This is a genomic window from Streptosporangium sp. NPDC049078 (assembly GCF_040648855.1).
Classification (GTDB): Bacteria; Actinomycetota; Actinomycetes; order Streptosporangiales; family Streptosporangiaceae; genus Streptosporangium.
Genome location: NZ_JBEZEL010000019.1, coordinates 185,614 through 207,496, shown reverse-complemented (window position 1 = coordinate 207,496; position 21,883 = coordinate 185,614). Strand labels below are relative to the sequence as shown.

Sequence of the window (21,883 nt, the reverse complement as noted above, 5' to 3'; positions counted from 1 at the left end):
GCCACCACATGCCGAGCCAGACTCCCTCCCAGACCACCGGTACCACCAGTGATCAACACCGTCCCCTCCGGATCCCACGACCGCCCCACCTCCTCAGCAGGCGCCACCCGCACCAAACGCGGCACCAACACCCCACCCTCACGCACCACCACCTGCGGCTCACCCGAAACCAGCACCCCCGCCAACACCGACGACGACAACCCACCATCACCATCACCATCGACATCGACATCGACATCGACCAGCACGAACCGGCCCGGATTCTCCCACTGCGCCGACCGCACCAACCCCCACACCGCCGCAGCCGCCAGATCAACGACCACATCACCATCCCGCGCCTCGACCGCACCCCGAGTCACGAACACCAACCGCGAACCGACGAACCGCCCATCGGCCAACCACTCCTGCAACAACCCCAGGACCTGCGCGACCACCGCGTGCGTCGACTCCACCACGTCCTCGGCATCGGCCGACCCCACCGAGACCATGACCACATCCGGCACCGAATCCAGCAGGGCCAGGTCAGAAAGGGCCTCTCCGGCGAGTTCGACCACGTCCGGTTCGGCGTCGGATACCGGCATCTGAGCCGAGGGCGTCCACTCCAGGCCGAACAACGCGTCCCGCTCCACCGCCGGGGTGCTACCGACGGCGACGAGCTGGTCGGCCGAGACCGGGCGCAGCACCAGGGAACGCGCCGACACCACCGGCTCCCCGGCGAAGTCCACCGCGCTCAGCGACACCGCGTCCTCGCCCACCTTGGCCAGTCGCACCCTCAGCAGGGTCGCCCCACTCGCGTGCAGGCACACCTCGTCCCAGGAGAACGGCAAGCGCGTACCCGCCGCGGCGTCCAGCCCGGCGAAACTCACCGCGTGCAACGCCGCGTCCAGCAGCGCCGGATGCACCCCGAACGAACCCGCGTCCGACTGTGCCTCCTCCGGCAGCGCCACCTCGGCGAACACCGCGCCATCGGCACCCCGCCAGGCCGCCCGCAATCCCTGGAACACCGGACCGTAGGTGAGCAACCCTTCGGCCAGCTGGTCATAGAGGCCGTCCAGCTCGATCGCGGTCGCGTCGGCCGGCGGCCACACCGCCGTGTCGAACGGCACCGCGGCCCGCCCGCCTGTGGCGAGCGTGCCGGTGGCGTGCCGTACCCACGGCACCTCCTCGGTCGCGTTCGCCGAACGGGCGTAGACACTCACGCTCCGCCGACCGGTCTCCTCCGGCGCACCCACCGCGATCTGGACCACGACCGCGTCGTCCTCGCCCAGCACCAGCGGAGCGTCCAGGATCAACTCCTCGACCACCTCGCAGCCGACCTGGTCACCGGCCCGCACCGCCAGCTCCACGAACCCGGTCCCCGGGAAGAACACCATCCCGGCCACCACATGATCGGCCAGCCACGGATGCGACGAGAGCGACAAGCGGCCCGTCAACAACACACCGTCGGAATCGGCCAGGCCCACCGCCGCGCCCAGCAGCGGATGACCCGTCGCGGCCAGGCCCAGCACATGAGCGTCACCGCTCTGCTTGGCGTTCGGCCAGAACCGCTGGTGCTGGAAGGCGTAGGTGGGCAGATCCACCCTGCGGCCACCGGTCAGCACCTGCAACCAGTCCACCGTCACACCACGCACGAACAGCTCCGCCGCCGAGACCAGCACCCGCTCCAGGCCACCCTCGTCACGACGCAGCGTCCCGGCGATCACAGCCTCCACCTCGGCCGCGTCCACGCACTCACCGACCCCGACCGTCAGCACCGGATGCGGACTCACCTCGACGAACACCCGATACCGCTGCTCCAGCAACTGCCCGACCGCCGGAGCGAAGCCCACCGTGCGCCGCAGGTTCTCACACCAATACCCGGCCTCCAGCTCCGGCCCTTCCAGCCACTGACCCGTCACGGTCGACAGCATCGGCACCCGCACCGACTGCGGCGCCACCCCCGCCAGAACCCCGGCCAGCTCCTCGGCGATCAGATCCACCTGCGCCGAATGCGAGGCGTAATCCACCGCGATCCGCCGCACCCGAACATTCTCAGCGGAAAGGCTTTCGACCAGCTCCTCGACCGCCGCGACCTCACCGGCCACCACCACCGAACTGGGGCCGTTCACCGCCGCCACCGAGATCCGCCCGTCCCACGCCGCCACCCGCTCGGTGACCTGCTCCACCGGCAGCGCCACCGACGCCATCGCCCCACGTCCAGCAAGCCGCTCACCGATCAACCGGCTCCGCAACGCCACCACGCGGGCGCCATCGGACAACGACAGGCCACCGGCCACCACCGCCGCCGCGATCTCACCCTGCGAATGACCCACCACCGCATCCGCACGAACCCCCAACGACTCCCACACCGCCGCCAACGACACCATCACCGCGAACGACACCGGCTGAACCACATCCACCCGATCCAACCCCGGCGCACCCTCCACCCCCCGCACCACATCCAGCAACGACCACTCCACGAACGGCTCCAACGCCGCCGCACACTCCGCCATCCGCGCCGCGAACACCCCCGACTCCTCCAACAGAGCCGCACCCATCCCCACCCACTGCGCCCCCTGACCAGGGAACACCCACACCATCCGGCCATCCACATCGGCGACACCCCGCACCACCCCGGGCGCCGACTCACCCACGCTCAGCGCACCCAACCCCGCCAGCAGCCCCACACGCTCCCCGCCGACCACCACCGCGCGGTGCTCGAACACCGACCGCGACCCCACCAGCGAGAACGCCGTATCCACCAGGCCCAGCTCGTCGCGCGCGTCCACGAACGACACCAGGCGACCCGCCTGCGCCCGCAGTGCCTCCTCGCTCTTGCCCGACACCACCCACGGCACCACACCCACGGCCGAACCGGTATCACCGGCCTCCGGCTCCGCGACCTGCGGCCCCTGCTCCAAAATCATGTGTGCGTTGGTGCCGCTGATCCCGAACGACGACACCCCCGCCCGACGCGGACGACCCATGTCCGGCCAGTCCATCGTCTCGGTCAGCAGCTCCACCGCACCCGAGGCCCAGTCCACATGCGACGACGGCTCGTCCACGTGCAACGTCTTGGGCAGCACCCCGTGCTGGAGAGCCATCACCATCTTGATCACGCTCGCCACACCCGCCGCCGACTGCGCGTGACCGAGATTCGACTTGATCGACCCCAGCAGGATCGGTCGCTCCTCCGGCCGGTCCTGGCCGTACGTCGCCAGCAGCGCCTGCGCCTCGATCGGGTCACCCAGCGTCGTCCCCGTGCCATGCGCCTCGACCACGTCCACCTCGGAGGGAGACAGCCCGGCGACGGCAAGCGCCTGACGGATCACCCGCCGCTGCGAAGGGCCGTTCGGCGCGGTCAACCCATTCGACGCGCCGTCCTGGTTCACCGCGGAACCCCGCACCACCGCCAGCACCTGGTGGCCGTTGCGCTGGGCGTCCGACAGCCGCTCCAGCATCACCAGGCCGACGCCCTCGGACCATCCGATGCCGTCCGCCGAGTCGGAGAACGCCTTGCAGCGGGCATCCTGCGCCAGGCCGCCCTGCTCACCGAACTCCGCGAACGCCGCGAGGGTCGTCATCACCGTCACACCGCCGGCGAGGGCCAACGAGCACTCCCCGTTGCGCAGGGCCTGTGCCGCCATGTGGATGGTCACCAGCGACGAGGAGCAGGCGGTGTCCACCGTCACCGCCGGACCCTCCAGCCCGAAGGTGTAGGAGATCCGGCCAGAGGCCACGCTACCCATCAGGCCGGTCATGATGTAACCGAGAGACTCCTCCCCGGGCGTGTAGCCCGAGCCGGAGGCGCCGATGAAGACGCCGGTCTCGCTGCCGCGCAACGAGTCCGGGTCGATGCCCGCGCGTTCGAGGACCTCCCAGGCCGTCTCCAGCAGCAGCCGCTGCTGCGGGTCCATCGCGAGCGCCTCACGCGGTGAGATCCGGAAGAACTCCGCGTCGAACCCAGGGGCGTCGGAAACGAACCCGCCCTTCAGGCCCAGAGCGCTGAACCCTTCCCATCCGCGACCGGCCGGCAGCGGGGTCATCACGTCCTGCCCCTCGACGACCAGCCGCCACAGATCCTCCGGAGAGCTCACCTCTCCGGGGTAGCGGCAGGCCATCGAGACGATGACGATCGGGTCGTCCCCGACCGAGACCGTGGCCACCGGCAGGATGGCGTCGCCGTGCGCGCCGAGCACCTCGCTCAGCAGATACTCACCCAGCGCGGTGGGGGTGGGGTAGTCGAAGACGAGGGTGGAGGGCAGCCGCAACCCGGTGGCCACGTTGAGGCGGTTGCGCAGTTCGATCGCGGTCAGCGAGTCGAAGCCCAGCTCGCGGAACTCCCGCCTGACGTCCACCGCCGTGGAGTCGGAGTGTCCGAGGACCGCAGCGGCCTGACCGCGGACCAGGTCGGTCATGAACCGGGTCCGGTCGGTCTGCGTCAGCCCGGCCAACTGCCGCACCAACGCTCCCTCATCGGCCGCACGCGCCACCGCCGCCGTACGGCGGGTGCCGCGCACCAGGCCGCGCAGCAGCGGCGGCACCAGCTGAGCGGGCATCGCCGGCAGGTTCAGCAGGACCGGAAGCACCAGCGGTGCGTCCGACCCCAGGGCCGCGTCCAACAGCGCCATACCCTGCTCGGTGGTGATCAGCGGCAGCCCGGCCGAGGTGATTCGCTGTACGTCGGCCTGCGACATGGCCCCGGTCATCCCGGTGGCCTGCGCCCACAAACCCCAGGCCAGCGACAGCCCCGGCAGTCCCTGCGCCCGGCGCCGCGCCGTCAACGCATCCAGCCAGGCGTTCGCCGCCGCGTAGTTACCCTGACCCGCGTTGCCCATCACCCCGGCGAACGAGGAGAACACCACGAACCCTGCCAGTTCCATGCCCTGAGTGAGCTCGTGCAGGTGCCAGGCGGCGTCGATCTTCGGCCGCAGCACGGTGTCCAGCCGCTCCGATGTCAACGAGGTGATCGTCCCGTCGTCCAGCACACCGGCGGTGTGGATCACCGCCGTCAGCGGGTGCTCCTCCGGAACCCCGGCCAGCAGCGCCGCGACCGCGTCCCGGTCGGCCATGTCGCACGCGGCGACGGTGACCTCGACCCCGTGCGCGATCAGCTCGGCCTGCAGCTCCACCGCACCCGGAGCCTCCAGACCCCGGCGGCTGACCAGCAGCAGATGCCGCATCCCGTGCTCGGCCACCAGATGCCGGGCGACCTCCGCGCCCAGACCGCCCGTCCCACCAGTGATCAACACCGTGCCCTCCGGGTCCCAGACCCGGGGCATCGTCAGCACGAGCTTGCCGGTGTGCCTGGCCTGGCTCATGAACCGGAACGCCTCCCGGCCCCGCCGCACGTCCCACGCCGTCACCGGCAACGGCCGCAACTCACCCGCCGCGAACAGCTTCACCAGCTCGCCCAGCATCTGCCGCAGCCGCTCCGGCCCGGCATCCGCCACGTCGAACCAGTGATATTTCAATCCCGGGAAGCTCTCCTGGTCGCGGATGTCGAGTTTGCCCAATTCGATGAACCGGCCCCCGGGGCGCAGCAGTCGCGCCGAGGCGTCGATGAACTCACCCGTCAACGAGTTGAGCACCACGTCGACGCCCCGCTCACCGCACACCGCGCGGAAGCGCTCCTCGAACTCCAGGGTGCGCGAGGAGGCGATGTGATCGTCGGGGATGCCCATCGACCGCAGCACGTCCCACTTCGCCGGACTGGCCGTGGCGAACACCTCGACCCCGAGCCGCTGCGCCAGCTGGATCGCCGCCATCCCGGTCCCACCGGTGCCCGCGTGCACCAGCAGCCGCTCGCCTTCCCGCAGGCCGGCCAGTTCCATCAGCCCGTAGTAGGTGGTGAGGAACGCCACCGGGATCGTCGCGGCCTGCTCGAACGAGCAGTAATCGGGAATCTTCACCAAGATCACGGCTTCGGCGACGACCACCGGTCCGAACCCGCCATCGGCCAGACCCATCACCCGATCCCCCGGACGCAGGTCCTCGACGCCGGGACCGACCTCGAGGACCACCCCGGCGACCTCACTGCCCATCAGGCCGACCTTGTCCTGGAACCACCCCAGCGCGTTCAACCCGTCCAGCAGGTCACGGAAGTTCACCCCCGCCGCGCGCACCGCCATCCGAACCTGACCGGCCTCCAGCGGCTCGCTCGCCTGCGGGAACGGCAGCAACTCCAACGCGTCCAGGCTGCCCTTGGCCCGGCTGCCCAACCGCCACGCCGTACCGACCGGAGGCAACAGGCCCGCACCCGAGGTCAGCGACGCCAACCTCGGCACCCGCACCCCACCCTCACGCACCGCCACCTGCGGCTCATCCAGTGTCGGCATCGCGAGCAGTACGTCGCGCAAAGCAGCGAGCGAGGAATCCTGATCATCCAGGTCGACCAGCACGAACCTGCCCGGATTCTCCGACTGCGCCGACCGCATCAGGCCCCACACCGTCGCGGCCGCCAGGTCGGTGATCGCCTCGCTCTCGCTCACGGCCACGGCGCCCCGCGTGACGAGCACCAGTCGCGAATCGGCACACCGCTCATCGGCCAGCCACTCCTGCAGCAGGCCCAGCACCCCGGCCGTCACCGCATGCGCCGAGATCGCCTCGTCCCCGGCCTGATCGACCCAGACCTCGGCCAGCACCACCTCGGGCACCGGCCCCGCCTCGGTCAGTGCCGACAGATCACGGTGAACCGCGACCGGCTGGTCGGCTGACTTCCGTACTTCGGCAAAGCCCAGCGGGTCGGGCTCGCACCCCGCAAAACCGACCACTGCCACCGGCACCACATCGACCATGGAAAGCTCCGGCAGCGGAGCCCAGTCCAACCGGAACAACCCGTTCCCCGCCGTCGCCTGCCCGCCATCGGCGGCGGCGAGTTGGTCGGGCGTGAACGGGCGCAGCACCAGCGAGCGCGCCGACAGCACCGGCTCCCCGGCAACGTCCACCGCGACCAGCGACACCGAGTCGGCAGCGGTCCGGCTCAGCCGCACGCGCAGCATCGCCGCCCCGGTGGCGTGCAGGCTCACCTCTGCCCAGGAGAACGGCAACCGCGTCCCCACCTCGTCGTCCAGTCCGGCGAACGTCGAGGCGTGCAACGCCGCGTCCAGCAACGCCGGGTGCACCCCGAACGCATCCGCACCCGACAGCGCCTGCTCGGGCAGGGCGACCTCGGCGAACACCTCGCCCCCCTCGCCCCACCAGGCCGCCCGCAACCCTTGGAACACCGGGCCGTACGCGAGCAACCCCTCGGCCAGCCGGTCATAGAAACCGTCCAGCCCGATCGCGGTCGCACCGGCCGGCGGCCACACCGCCGTGTCGAACGGCACGACGGCCCGGCCACCCGTGGCGAGCGTGCCGGTCGCGTGCCGCACCCACGGCACCTCCTCGGCCGCGTCCGCCGAACGGGCGTACACGTTCACGCTCCGGCGACCCGACTCCTGAGCCGCACCCACCCACACCTGCACCGCGACGGCGTCGTTCTCACCCAGCACCAACGGTGCGACCAGGGTGAGCTCCTCCACCAGATCACACCCGACCTGGTCACCGGCACGCACCGCCAGCTCCAGGAAACCGGTGCCGGGGAAGAACACCATTCCGGCCACCGCGTGATCGAGCAGCCACGGATGTGAACGCAACGACAACCGTCCGGTCAGCAGCACCCCATCCGAGTCGGCCAGGCCCACCGCCGCGCCCAGCAGCGGATGATCCGTCGCTGCCAGCCCCGCCGCGGCCACGTTTCCGGCCCCGGATCCCGTTCCCTCGGGCCAGAACCCCTGATGTTGGAAGGCGTAGGTGGGCAGATCCACCCTGCGGCCACCGGTCAGCACCTGCAGCCAGTCCACCGTCACACCACGCACGAACAGCTCCGCCGCCGAGACCAGCACCCGCTCCAGGCCACCCTCATCGCGGCGCAACGTCCCGGCGATCACGGTGGTGGCATCGGTCTCGTCCACGCACTCACCGATGCCGACCGTCAGCACCGGATGCGGACTCACCTCGACGAACACCCGATACCGCTGCTCCAGCAACTCTCCGATCACCGGAGCGAAAGCCACTGTGCGCCGCAGGTTCTCACACCAATACCCGGCCTCCAGCTCCGGCCCTTCCAGCCACTGACCGGTCACGGTCGACAGCATCGGCACCCGCACCGGCTGCGGCGCCACCCCCGCCAGCACCCCGGCCAGCTCTTCGGCGATCAGATCCACCTGCGCCGAATGCGAGGCGTAATCCACCGCGATCCGCCGCACCCGAACATTCTCAGCCGACAACCGCTCGACCAGCTCCTCGACCGCCGCGACCTCACCGGCCACCACCACCGAGCTCGGGCCGTTGACCGCCGCCACCGACACCCCCTCGATCAAGGCGGCCTCGACCCGCTCGACCGGCAGCGCCACCGACGCCATCGCCCCACGTCCAGCAAGCCGCTCACCGATCAACCGGCTCCGCAGCGCCACCACGCGGGCGCCATCGGACAACGACAGGCCACCGGCCACCACCGCCGCCGCGATCTCCCCCTGCGAATGACCCACCACCGCGTCCGCACGAACACCCAGCGACTCCCACACCGCCGCCAACGACACCATCACCGCGAACGACACCGGCTGCACCACATCCACCCGATCCAACCCCGGCGCACCCTCCACCCCCCGCACCACATCCAGCAACGACCACTCCACGAACGGCTCCAACGCCGCCGCACACTCAGTCATCCGCCCGGCGAACACCGCCGACTCCTCCAACAACCGCGCACCCATCCCCACCCACTGCGCCCCCTGACCAGGGAACACCCACACCGACTTCCCCACCACATCGGCCACCCCGGACACCACACCCGCCGTGGGCTCACCCGAAGCCACCGCACCCAACCCCGCCAGCAAACCCTTGCGATCCTCACCCACCACCACCGCACGGTGCTCGAACACCGACCGCGACACCACCAGCGAGAACGCCGTATCCACCAGCGCCACCTCACGATGGCCCTCCACATGCGAGACCAGCCGCTCGGCCTGCGCCCGCAACGCCTCACCCGTACGACCCGACACCAGCAGCGGAACCACGTCGGCGGCCGGCGTCCGTGCCTGCGGAGCGCCTTCTCCCTCCGGCGCTTCCGGCCCCTGCTCGAGAATCACGTGCGCGTTCGTACCGCTGACCCCGAACGACGACACACCCGCCCGGCGCGGACGACCTGTCTTCGGCCACTCGGCCGACTCGGTCAGCAGTTCCACCGCGCCCGCCGACCAGTCCACGTGCGAGGACGGCGCGTCCACGTGCAGCGTCTTGGGCAGCACCCCGTGCCGCATCGCGAGCACCATCTTGATCACACCGGCCACACCGGCAGCGGCCTGGGTGTGGCCGAGGTTCGACTTGATCCCCCCCAGCAGCAGCGGACGACCCTCGTCCCGGTCCTGGCCGTACGTCGCGAGCAGCGCCTGCGCCTCGATCGGGTCACCCAGGACCGTGCCGGTGCCGTGCGCCTCGACCGCGTCCACCTCGGACACCGAGAGCCCCGCCCCGGCCAGCGCCTGACGAATCACCCGCCGCTGCGAAGGGCCGTTCGGCGCGGTCAACCCATTCGACGCGCCGTCCTGGTTCACCGCGGAACCCCGCACCACCGCCAGCACCTGGTGGCCGTTGCGGCGCGCGTCCGACAACCGCTCCAGCACCAGCATGCCCACACCCTCGGACCAGCTGGTGCCGTCCGCGCTGTCGGAGAACGCCTTGCACCGGCCATCGGGCGCCATCCCGCCCTGCGCGCTGAAGCCGACGAACACCATCGGCGACGTCATCACCGTGATACCGCCGGCCAGCGCGAGCGAGCACTCCCCCGACCGCAGCGCCTGTACCGCGAGGTGCAGTGTCACCAGCGACGACGAACACGCGGTGTCCACCGTCACCGCGGGACCTTCCAGGCCCAGGGTGTAGGACAGGCGGCCCGACAGCACGCTGGCTCCCAGACCGGTGACGCCATGGCCCTGAAGATCCACCCGGGTGCTCATGATCAGGTTCATGTAGTCCTGGCCGTTGGTGCCCACGAACACCCCGGTGGAACTGCCCTTCAGCGAGGCCGGGTCGATCCCGGCCCGCTCGACCGCCTCCCACGTCGTCTCCAGCAGCAACCGCTGCTGCGGATCCATCGCGAGCGCCTCACGCGGCGAGATCCCGAAGAACCCCGCGTCGAACCCCGCCACATCCGACAGGAACCCGCCCTGGACCTCGCCACCCGCGCCGTCGGATCCCAGCTCCGACGACATCCCCAGGTCCCAGCCCCGATCGGCCGGGACCGGCGAGATCGCGTCCTCACCCTCGGCCAGCAACCGCCACAAATCCTCAGGAGAGGCGACTCCACCTGGAAAGCGGCATGACATCGACACGATGGCGATCGGCTCACGCTTGCCCGACTCCACCTCTTCGAGCCGTCGGCGGGTCTCGTGCAGATCGGTGGCGACCGACTTCAGGTAGTCAACGAGCTTCAGGTCTTCCGACATGGGAGAAGCCCTCCAGGCTATTCGCGTATGAGCCGGGACATCACAGGTCCTTGAGGCGACCCAGTTCGTTTTCGATGAAACCGAGGATGTCCTTGGTACTCGCCGAGTTGAGCACGTCGGCGACAGCGATTTCACTAGTTTCCGTGCTGCTCTCGCTCATCTTCGCCAGCAGCTGCCGCAGCCGGGTGACGATGCCGTTCCGGGCGAGATCGTCGAGCGCGGTGCCGGAAAGAGCGGTCTCGAACCGGTTGAGATCGGCCAGCAACGACAACTCCGTGGCCTTGTTCGCTCCGGGCGCGATCTCCTCCAGGAGGTGTTCGGCGAGGCTGGCCGGGGTCGGGTAGTCGAAGATGAGGGTGGCGGGCAGTCGCAGTCCAGTGGCCGCATTGAGCCGGTTGCGCAGTTCCACGGTGGTGAGGGAGTCGAAGCCCAGTTCGCGGAACTCTCGTCCCGGCTGGATCGCGTCCAGCGACTCGTGTCCCAGCACCACCGCCGCCTGCGTGCACACCAGGTCCGTCATGAGCCGGACCTGCTCGGTGTGCTCCAGGCCGGCGAGCCGCTTCACCAGCTCCGCTTCACCGCCCGCGAGGACCGAGACCGCCGAGCGACGCCCAGCGCGGACCAGGCCCCGCATCAGATGCGGCACCTCGCCCATCGCCCGCAGCGCCGACAGCTCCAGCCGTACCGGCGCCACCGCCGCCCGGCCCGACTCGACCGCGGCCTCGAACGCCGCGAGCCCCTGCTCGGCCGAGAGCGCCGGCATCCCTGTCCGGTTGATCCGCCGCATCTCGATCTCGCCCAGTGTGCCGGTCATTCCCGCGTCCTGAGCCCACGCGCCCCACGCCAACGACAGCCCCGCCAGTCCTTCGGCCCGGCGCACCTGAGCCAGCGCGTCCAGGAACACGTTGCCCGCCGCGTAGTTGCCCTGACCAGGCGCTCCCAGCACACCGGCGAACGAGGAGAACATCACGAATCCGGCCAGGTCCAGGTCCTGGGTGAGCTCGTGCAGATGCCAGGCGGCGTCGACCTTGGGACGCAGCACCGCCCCCAGGCCCTCCGCCGTCAACGACGGAATCGTGCCGTCGGCCAGCACACCCGCGGTGTGGATCACCGCGGTCAGCGGGTGCTCGCCGTTCACCTGCGCCAGCAGGGCCGCCACCGCGTCCCGGTCGGCCATGTCGCAGGCGGCGACCGTGACCTCGACTCCGTGCGCGATCAGCTCGGCCTGCAGCTCCACCGCCCCCGGAGCGTCAAGGCCCCGGCGGCTGGTCAGCAGCAGATGACGTACGCCACGCTCGGCCACCACGTGCCGCGCGAACAGCGCACCCAGACCACCGGTACCACCGGTGATCAGGACGGTTCCCTCCGGATCCCAGACCCGGCCGGCATCCTCACCGGAGTCGTCACCGAACGCCTCTGCCACGACATCCCCGGGCAGTACCCGTGCCAGGCGCGGAACCCGCACCTCGCCCCCGCGCACCGCCGTCTGCGGCTCTTCGGACACCAACCTCCCCGGCAGCACCGACAGCGGGGATTCCTCGTCCACGTCGACCAACAGGAACCGGCCCGGGTTCTCCGACTGCGCGCTGCGCACCAGACCCCACACCGCCGCGGCCGCCGGATCGGTGACCACTTCGCTGTCACCCGCCGCGACCGCGCCCCGGGTGAGGAACACCAGCCGCGACTCGGCGAACCGGTCATCGGCCAGCCAACCCTGCAGCAGGTCCAGAACGTGGGCGGTCAGCGCATGCGCCGACTCCACCATCCCGGCCGCCGACTCGGAGACCACCTCCGCGAGCACCACCGCCGGCACCGGACCCGCCTCCACCAGCGCGGGCAGGTCCGCATGCACCGCCACCGCATCCCCGGCCTCCCGCAACGCCGGAGCCACACCCAGCGCATCCGCACCGAGTACCGCCACCGACATTCCGTCGACCTCCGCCGCAGCACCCGCGGGCGTCCACTCCACCCCGAACAACGACTCCCAGCCCGCTCCGACACCATCGGAAACCCTGAGCCGCTCGACCTCGACCGGCCGCAACACCACGTTGCGCACCGACACCACCGGACCACCGGCGGCATCCACCGCGCTCAGCGACACCGCATCCGGGCCCGTCCTGGCCAGCCGCACCCGCAGCACCGACGCCCCACCCGCGTGCAGGCACACCCGCTCCCACGAGGACGGCAACCGGCCCCCCTCCACCGGCTCCAGCCCGGCGAAGGTCACCGCGTGCAGCGCCGCGTCCAGCAGAGCCGGATGCACCCCGAACGAAGCCGCACTCGACACCGCCTGCTCCGGCAGCGCCACCTCGGCGAACACCTCGCCCTCGGCACCACGCCAGACCTCCCGCAGCCCCTGGAACACCGGCCCGTAGGCGAAGCCGTCCTCGGCCAGCTCCTCGTACAGCCCGTCCACCTCGATGGCGGTCGCCCCCTGCGGAGGCCAGACGGACGCGTCAAATGGCGCGACCTCCGCTACTTCGGTCGCGAGCGTCCCGGTCGCGTACCGCGTCCACGCCACTTCCTCGGCCGCCTCCGCCGAACGGGCGTACACACTCACGCTCCGGCGGCCCGACTCCTGCGGAGCCCCCACCGACACCTGCATCGCGATCGTGTCCCGCTCGCCCAGCACCAGCGGCGTGATCAGGGTCAGCTCCTCGACCGCCTCGCAGCCGACCTGGTCACCGGCACGCACCGCCAGCTCCACGAACACCGAACCCGGCACCACCGCCGAGCCCGCCACCACGTGGTCGGCCAGCCACGGATGCGACGAGAGCGACAACCGACCCGTCAGCACCACCCCATCGGAGTCGGCCAGCCCGACCGCGGCGCCCAGCAGCGGATGATCCGTCGCGGCCAGTCCCGCCGCCGCCACATTCCCCGCACCCGCACTGCCCTCGGGCCAGAACCGCTGGTGCTCGAAGGGATAGGTCGGCAGATCGACCCGGCGACCACCCGGCAGCACCGAGCGCCAGTCCACCGGCACCCCGTGCACATGCAGCTCGGCCAGCGCCGCCATGGACGCCGCGTGCTCGTCCCGACCCTTGCGCAGCACCGGCACCAGCACCGTGGGCAACTCGTGCGCCTGTGCCTCCGGGTCGGCCGTCAGCGTGTCCTGGGCCATCGCGGTGAGCACCCCGTCGGGGCCCAGCTCCAGATACGCCCGCACCCCCTGCGCCTGCAACGTGCGGATGCCGTCGGCGAAACGGACCGCGCCGCGGACCTGCTCCACCCAGTAGTCCGGCGAGCACAACTGCTCGGCTGTCGCCGCCTGTCCGGTCAGGGTCGACACGATCGGGGTCCTCGGCGCCCCGTAGGTGAGCCTGCTCGCCAACGTGCGGAAGTCCTCCAGCATCGGGTCCATCAGCGGCGAATGGAACGCGTGCGACACCCGCAGCTGCTTCGTCCTGATCTCCCGTTCCCGCAGAGCGGCGGTCACTTCCAGCACCGCCTCTTCGGTACCGGAGATCACCACCGAGGTCGGACCGTTGACGGCCGCGATGGACACCTGGTCTTCGCGTCCGGCGAGCAGCTTGGCGACCTGCTCCTCGGAGGCCTGCACCGCCACCATCGCCCCACCGGCGGGCAGCGCCTGCATCAACCGCGCCCGGCCCGCCACCAACGCACACGCATCGGCCAGCGACAACACCCCCGCCACATGAGCCGCGGCGAGCTCCCCGACCGAGTGACCGGCCAGCACGTCCGGCCGGATTCCCCACGAGGACACCAGCCGGAACAGCGCCGTCTCCACCGCGAACAGCGCCGGCTGCGCCCACCCTGTCTGGTCCAGCGCCTCCGCCTGCGCCGACCCCGGCTCGGCGAACAGCACCTCGCGCAACGACCCCTCAAGCAGCGGATCCAGCTCGGCGACCACGGCATCCAACGCGGTCGCGAACACCGGGAACCGCTCATACAGCTCCCGGCCCATCCCGGCCCGCTGCGACCCCTGACCGGTGAACAGGAACGCCAGCTGCGGCTCACCCGCGGCCACCCCGCGCACCACACCCGCACCCGGCAGGTCCCCGGCCAACGCCCCCAGCCCGGCCAGCACACCCTCACGACCATCGGCCAGCACCACCGCCCGATGCTCGAACGCCGACCGCGTCGCCACCAGCGAGAACGCCACATCGGCCAACCCGAGACCGGGCTCACCCTCCAGGAGGGACAGCAGTTGCCCGGCCTGCGCCCGCAACGCCTGCCCCGTCTTCGCCGACACCGGCACCGGCACCACACCCGCAACCGGCACCCGGTCCGGCGAAGCGTCCTCTCCCCCCGGCGCTTCCGGCCCCTGTTCGAGGATCACGTGCGCGTTGGTGCCGCTGATCCCGAACGACGACACACCCGCCCGACGCGGACGACCCGTCTGCGGCCACTCCGTCGCCTCGGTCAGCAACTCCACCGCACCCGCCGACCAGTCCACATGCGACGACGGCTCATCCACGTGCAACGTCCGAGGCAGCACACCGTGCCGCATCGCGAGCACCATCTTGATCACACCGGCCACGCCCGCCGCCGCCTGGGTGTGACCCAGGTTCGACTTGATCGCGCCCAGCAGCAGCGGCCTGTCCTCGTCCCGGTCCTTGCCGTAGGTCGCCAGCAGGGCCTGGGCCTCGATCGGGTCACCCAGCTTGGTACCCGTACCGTGCGCCTCCACCGCGTCCACCTCGGACGCCGAGAGCCCGGCGCCTGCAAGCGCCTGGCGGATCACCCGCTGCTGAGACGGACCGTTCGGCGCCGTCAACCCGTTCGACGCACCGTCCTGGTTCACCGCAGAACCCCGCACCACCGCGAGCACCTCGTGCCCGTTGCGGCGGGCATCCGACAGCCGCTCCAGCACCAGCATGCCCACACCCTCGGACCAGCCGGTGCCGTCCGCGCTGTCGGAGAACGCCTTGGATCGCCCGTCGGCCGCTATCCCGCCCTGCGCGTTGAAGCCGATGAACCCCAACGGTGACGCCATCACCGTCGTACCACCGGCCAGCGCGAGCGAGCACTCACCCTGCCGCAGCGCCTGCGCCGCCAGATGCAGCGCCACCAGCGACGACGAGCACGCGGTGTCCACGGTCATCGCCGGCCCCTCCAGGCCCAGCATGTAGGACAGGCGGCCCGACAGCACGCTGGCCGAGAGGCCGGTGACGCCATGGCCTTGCACGTCCGTCTGCGTACTTATGATCAGGCTCGTGTAGTCCTGGCTGTTGCTTCCTACGAAGACGCCGGTGTGGCTGCCCTTGAGCGAGAGCGGGTCGATCCCGGCCCGCTCGACCGCCTCCCACACCCCCTCCAGCAACAGACGCTGCTGCGGATCCATCGCCAGCGCCTCACGCGGCGAGATCCCGAAGAACCCGGCATCAAACCCCGCCACATCCGCCAGGAACCCACCCTGAACATCCACCCCCGTCCCCGACAACATCCCCAGGTCCCAGCCTCGATCGGCCGGGACCGGCGAGATCGCGTCCTCACCCTCGACCAGCAACCGCCACAACCCCTCCGGCGAGTTCACCCCACCGGGGAAGCGACAGCTCATCCCCACGATCACGATCGGATCATCGGCCACCGACACCCTCGGCCCGGCCACCACACCCGACCCGACCACCACCTCCTGGCGACCCAGCAACTCCGACACCAAGAACCGCGCCAGCACGGTCGGCGTCGGATAGTCGAACACCAACGTCGCCGGCAACCGCAGACCGGTGGCGACATTCAGCCGGTTACGCAGATCCACCGCCGTCAGCGAGTCAAAGCCCAGCTCACGGAACTCCCGCCCAGGCTGAACCGCCTCCCCTGAGGCGTGCCCCAGCACCACCGCCGCCTGCGCCCGCACCAACTCCACCACCAGCCGAACCTGCTCGGCCTCACCCAACCCCGCCAACCGCCGCAACAACTCCGAATCCCCACCCGCCGACGTGGAGATCGCCAGGCGGCGGCTTCCACGCACCAGGCCACGCATCAGATGCGGCACCTCGGGGACCGTACGCAGCACCGAGAGATCCAACCGCGCCACCACCACTGGCGAGTGACCTGTCGTAGTAGCCGACTCGAACGCCGCGAGCCCCTGCTCGGCCGAGAGCGCCGGCATCCCCGCCCGCGCCATCCGCCGCAGGTCGATCGCCCCGAGTCCCCCGGTCATCCCGGTCTCCTGCGCCCACATGCCCCAGGCCAGCGACAGCCCCGCCAGCCCCTCGGCCCGGCGCTGCTGGGCCAGAGCGTCGAGGAACGCGTTCGCCGCCGCGTAGTTACCCTGACCCGCGTTGCCCATCACCCCGGCGAACGAGGAGAACACCACGAATCCGGCCAGGTCCAGGTCCCGGGTGAGCTCGTGCAGATACCAGGCCGCATCCACCTTCGGCCGCAGCACCGCGTCCAGCCGCTCGGCCGTCAGCGACGGAATCGTGCCGTCATCCAGCACACCCGCAGTGTGAATCACCGCGGTCAGCGGATGCCCGGCGTCGATCCCGGCCAGCAGGCCCACGACCTGATCCCGATTCGCCATGTCACAGGCCGCGATGGTGACCTCGACGCCGTGTGCGATCAACTCCGCCTGCAACTCCACCGCACCCGGAGCGTCCAGCCCTCTTCTGCTGGTCAGCACCAGATGACGCACCCCACGCTCGGCCACCACGTGCCGCGCGAACAAAGCTCCCAGACCACCGGTACCACCGGTGATCAGGACGGTTCCCTCCGGATCCCAGGCCTGGCCCGCCTCGTCGCCGACGTCAGAGCCGGACACCACCCGCGCCATCCGCGGAACCAGCACCTCACCCCCGCGCACCGCCACCTGAGGCTCACCCGAGACCAACGCCCCCGGCAGCACATCGAGCAGGACCGACGATGCCTGATCCCGGTCCATGTCGACCAGTACGAACCGGTCCGGGTTCTCCGACTGAGCACTGCGGACCAGGCCCCACACCCCGGAAGCCGGGAGATCAGCCACCAGCTCGCCATCGCCTGCCGCGACCGCGCCCCGGGTGAGGAACACCAGCCGCGACTCGGCGAACCGCTCCTCGGCCAGCCACCGCTGCAGCAGGTCCAGAACGTGAGCGGTGAGCGCATGCGCCGACTCCACCACCCCGACCGCCGGGTCGGAGACCATCTCCGCGAGCACCACCGCCGGGACCGGATCCGCCTCGGCCAGCGCGGGCAGATCCGCATGCACCGGCACCACGTCCCCGGCCTCCCGCGAGGCCGCCGCGACACCCAGCGTGTCCGAACCGAGCACCGCCACCGGCACCCGATCGGTTTCGGATAGCCCGCCTGCCGCGGACCATTCCAGCCGGAACAGCGTGTCCTGCTCTGCCCCGCGACCGTCGGAGATCGCCAGATGCTCGGTGGAGATCGGCCGCAGCACCACCGACCGGGCCGACACCACCGATGCACCCGTCGCATCCACCGCGTTCAGCGAAACCGCTTCGCCGCCCGTCCTGGCCAGCCGCACCCGCAGCACCGATGCCCCGGCCGCGTGCAGGCTCACCTCACCCCAGGAGAACGGCACCCGGGCAGCCTCGGAATCGTCCAGTCCAGCGAACGGCACCACGTGCAGCGCCGCGTCCAGCAGCGCCGGATGCACCCCGAACGAATCCGCCTCGCTGACCTGCTCGGGCAGCCTCACCTCGGCGAAGATCTCACCGTCGCGACGCCACGCCGCCCGCAGCCCTTGGAACGCCGGACCGTAGGCGAAGCCGTCCGCGGCCAGTTCCTCGTAGAAGCCGTCCAGCTCGATCGCGGTCGCGCCGACCGGGGGCCACACCGCCGTGTCGAACGGCTCGGCAGGCGAAGCACCCATGGCGAGCGTGCCGGTGGCGTGCCGTACCCACGGCACCTCCTCGGTCGCGTCCGCCGAACGGGCGTAGACGCTCACACTCCGCCGACCGGTCTCCTCCGCAGCCCCCACCCACACCTGCACCGCCACCGCGTCACCCGCACCCAGCACCAGCGGAGCGTCCAGGATCAACTCCTCGACCGCCTCGCAGCCGACCTGGTCACCGGCACGCACCGCCAACTCCACGAACGCCGAACCGGGCACCACCACCGAGCCCGCCACCACGTAGTCGGCCAGCCACGAATGCGACGCCGACGACAACCGCCCGGTCAGCACCACTCCATCGGAGTCGGCCCGAGGCATCACCGCACCCAGTAGCGGATGCCTTGTCGCGGCCAGGCCCAGCACATGAGCGTCACCGCTCTGCTTGGCGTTCGGCCAGAACCGCTGGTGCTGGAAGGCGTACGTCGGCAGATCCACCCGGCGGCCGCCGGTCAGCACCTGCTGCCAGTCAACCGTCACGCCACGCACGAACAGCTCCGCGGCCGACGTCAGCACCCGCTCCAAGCCGCCCTCGTCACGGCGCAGCGTCCCGGCGATCACGGCCTCCACCTCGGCCGCGTCCACACACTCACCGACCCCGACCGTCAGCACCGGATGCGGACTCACCTCGACAAACACCCGATACCGCTGCTCCAGCAACTGCCCGACCGCCGGAGCGAAGCCCACCGTGCGCCGCAGGTTCTCACACCAATACCCGGCCTCCAGCTCCGGCCCTTCCAGCCACTGACCGGTCACGGTCGACAGCATCGGCACCCGCACCGGCTGCGGCGCCACCCCCGCCAGGACCTCGGCCAGTTCTTCGGCGATCAGATCCACCTGCGCCGAATGCGAGGCGTAATCCACCGCGATCCGCCGCACCCGCACCCCCTCAGTGGCCAACCGCTCCACCAGCTCCTCAACCGCCGCGACCTCACCGGCCACCACCACCGAACTGGGGCCGTTGACCGCCGCCACCGACACCCCCTCGATCAAAGCGGCCTCAACCCGCTCGACCGGCAGCGCCACCGACGCCATCGCCCCACGTCCAGCAAGCCGCTCACCGATCAGGCGGCTGCGCAACGCCACCACCCGGGCGCCGTCCTGCAACGACAACCCACCGGCCACCACCGCCGCCGCGATCTCACCCTGCGAATGACCCACCACCGCATCCGCACGAACCCCCAACGACTCCCACACCGCCGCCAACGACACCATCACCGCGAACGAGGTCGGCTGCACCACATCCACCCGATCCAGCGACGGAGCACCCTCCACCTGACGCACCACATCCAGCAACGACCAGTCCACGAACGGCTCCAACGCCGCCGCACACTCCGCCATCCGCGCCGCGAACACCCCCGACTCCTCCAACAGAACCGCACCCATCCCCACCCACTGCGCCCCCTGACCCGGGAACACCCACACCGACTTCCCATCCACATCCGCCACACCGGACACCACACCACCGGGCACCGACTCACCCGAAGCCACCGCACCCAACCCCGCCAGCAACCCCTCACGACCCGCACCGACCACCACCGCACGGTGCTCGAACACCGACCGCGACCCCACCAGCGAGAACGCCGTATCCACCAGGCCCAGCTCGTCGCGCGCGTCCACGAACGACACCAGACGACCCGCCTGCGCCCGCAGTGCCTCCTCGCTCTTGCCCGACACCACCCACGGCACCACACCCGCGGCCGGGGCCTCATCCTCGTCACGCGACTCCGCCTCAGGAGCCTCCGGTCCCTGCTCAAGGATCAGGTGCGCGTTGGTGCCGCTGATCCCGAACGACGACACACCCGCCCGCCACGGGCGCCCGGCCTCCGGCCACTCCCTGGCCTCGGTCAGCAGTTCCACCGCGCCCGAGGCCCAGTCCACGTGCGAAGACGGCGCGTCCACATGCAGCGTCTGGGGCAGCACCCCGTGCCGCATCGCCATGATCATCTTGATCACACCCGCCACACCGGCCGCGGCCTGGGTGTGACCGATGTTCGACTTGATCGACCCCAGCAGAACCGGCCGGTCCTCCGGCCGGTCCTGACCATAGGTGGCCAGCAGCGCCTGCGCCTCGATCGGGTCGCCCAGCGTCGTCCCCGTACCGTGCGCCTCCACGACGTCCACCTCGGCGGCGGTCAGCCCGGCGCCGGCAAGTGCCTGACGGATCACCCGCTGCTGCGAGGGACCGTTCGGTGCGGTCAGGCCGTTGGACGCACCGTCCTGGTTGATCGCCGACCCGCGCATCACCGCGAGCACCTCGTGGCCGTTGCGGCGGGCGTCCGACAGCCGCTCCAGCACCAGGACACCCACGCCCTCGGACCAACTCGTACCGTCCGCGGTGTCGGAGAACGCCTTGCACCGCCCATCGGCGGCCAGTCCGCCCTGGGCGCTGAAGTCGATGAACACCCCCGGCGTGGCCATCACCGTCACACCACCGGCCAGTGCCAGCGAGCACTCACCCGAGCGCAGCGCCTGCGCCGCCATGTGCATCGCCACCAGCGACGACGAACACGCCGTGTCCACCGTCACCGCCGGGCCCTCCAGACCCAGTGCGTAGGCGACACGACCGGTGACGATGCTTCCGGAGTTACCGGTGCTGACGAAGGTCATCACATCCGGCGGGAACTCGGCGCTCGACCCGTAGTCGTGGTAGATCACCCCGGCGAACACGCCGGTACGGCTGCCGCGCAGCGAGGTCGGGTCGATCCCCGCTCGCTCGATCGCCTCCCAGGACGCCTCCAGCAGCAGCCGCTGCTGCGGGTCCATCGCCAGCGCCTCACGCGGCGAGATCCCGAAGAACCCGGGATCGAAGTCGGTCGCGTCGACGAGGAATCCACCGTCGAAGTCCAGTTCACCGCGTGCCTGCCAGCCTCGGTCCCGTGGCAGCGGGGAGATGGCGTCCTGCCCCTCGGCGACCAGTCGCCACAGATCCTCCGGAGAGCTCACCCCTCCGGGGTAGCGGCAGGCCATCGAGACGATGACGATCGGGTCGTCGGTCACCGAGGTGGCGACCACCGGGAGAATCGCGTCACCGTGCACGCCGAGCACTTCGCTGAGCAGGTACTCCCCGAGCACGGTGGGAGTGGGGTAGTCGAAGACGAGGGTGGAGGGCAGCCGCAACCCGGTGGCGCCGTTGAGCCGGTTGCGCAGCTCAAGCGCGGTCAGCGAGTCGAAGCCCAGCTCGCGGAACTCCCGCCGGACGTCCACCGCCTCCAGCGACGGGTGCCCGAGTACGGCGGCGGCCTGAGCCCGGACCAGGTCGATCAGCACCTGGAGCTGCTTGGGGTGGTCCAGGCCGGCCAGCTGCCGCGACAGTGCCTCGCCCGCGCCACCGCCGCCGGCCGCCGACAGCGCGGCGGCCGTACGGCGGGTGCCGCGCACCAGGCCGCGCAGCAGCGGCGGCACCAGCTGAGCGGGCATCGCCGGCAGGTTCAACCGCACCGGGACCACCAGCGGTGAGTCCGAGCCCAGGGCCGCGTCGAACAGGGCGAGTCCCTGTTCGGTGGTCATCGCCGGCATCCCGGCGGCGGCCATCCGCTCCACGCTGGCCTGTGACAGTCCTCCGGTCATCCCGGTGGCCTGCGCCCAGAGTCCCCAGGTGAGCGACAACCCCGGCAGT

2 protein-coding genes (1 of these 2 cut by a window edge) are annotated in these 21,883 nt (G+C 70.8%); both read right to left on the bottom strand.

Annotated features, from left to right (window positions below; translation table 11 throughout):
- A partial coding sequence (locus AB0B90_RS29985; RefSeq protein WP_362925887.1) for an SDR family NAD(P)-dependent oxidoreductase occupies positions 1-10,466 on the bottom strand: 10,466 nt, incomplete at its 3' end.
- A 40-nt stretch (positions 10,467-10,506) separates the two neighbouring features.
- Positions 10,507-21,883 carry the 3' portion of an SDR family NAD(P)-dependent oxidoreductase gene (locus AB0B90_RS29980; RefSeq protein ID WP_362925886.1) on the bottom strand. It continues 39,254 nt past the right edge of the window, so 11,377 of the gene's 50,631 nt are visible here — the last part of the coding sequence; its start codon lies beyond the right edge, outside the window — the gene reads right to left on this strand; the stop codon is at positions 10,507-10,509.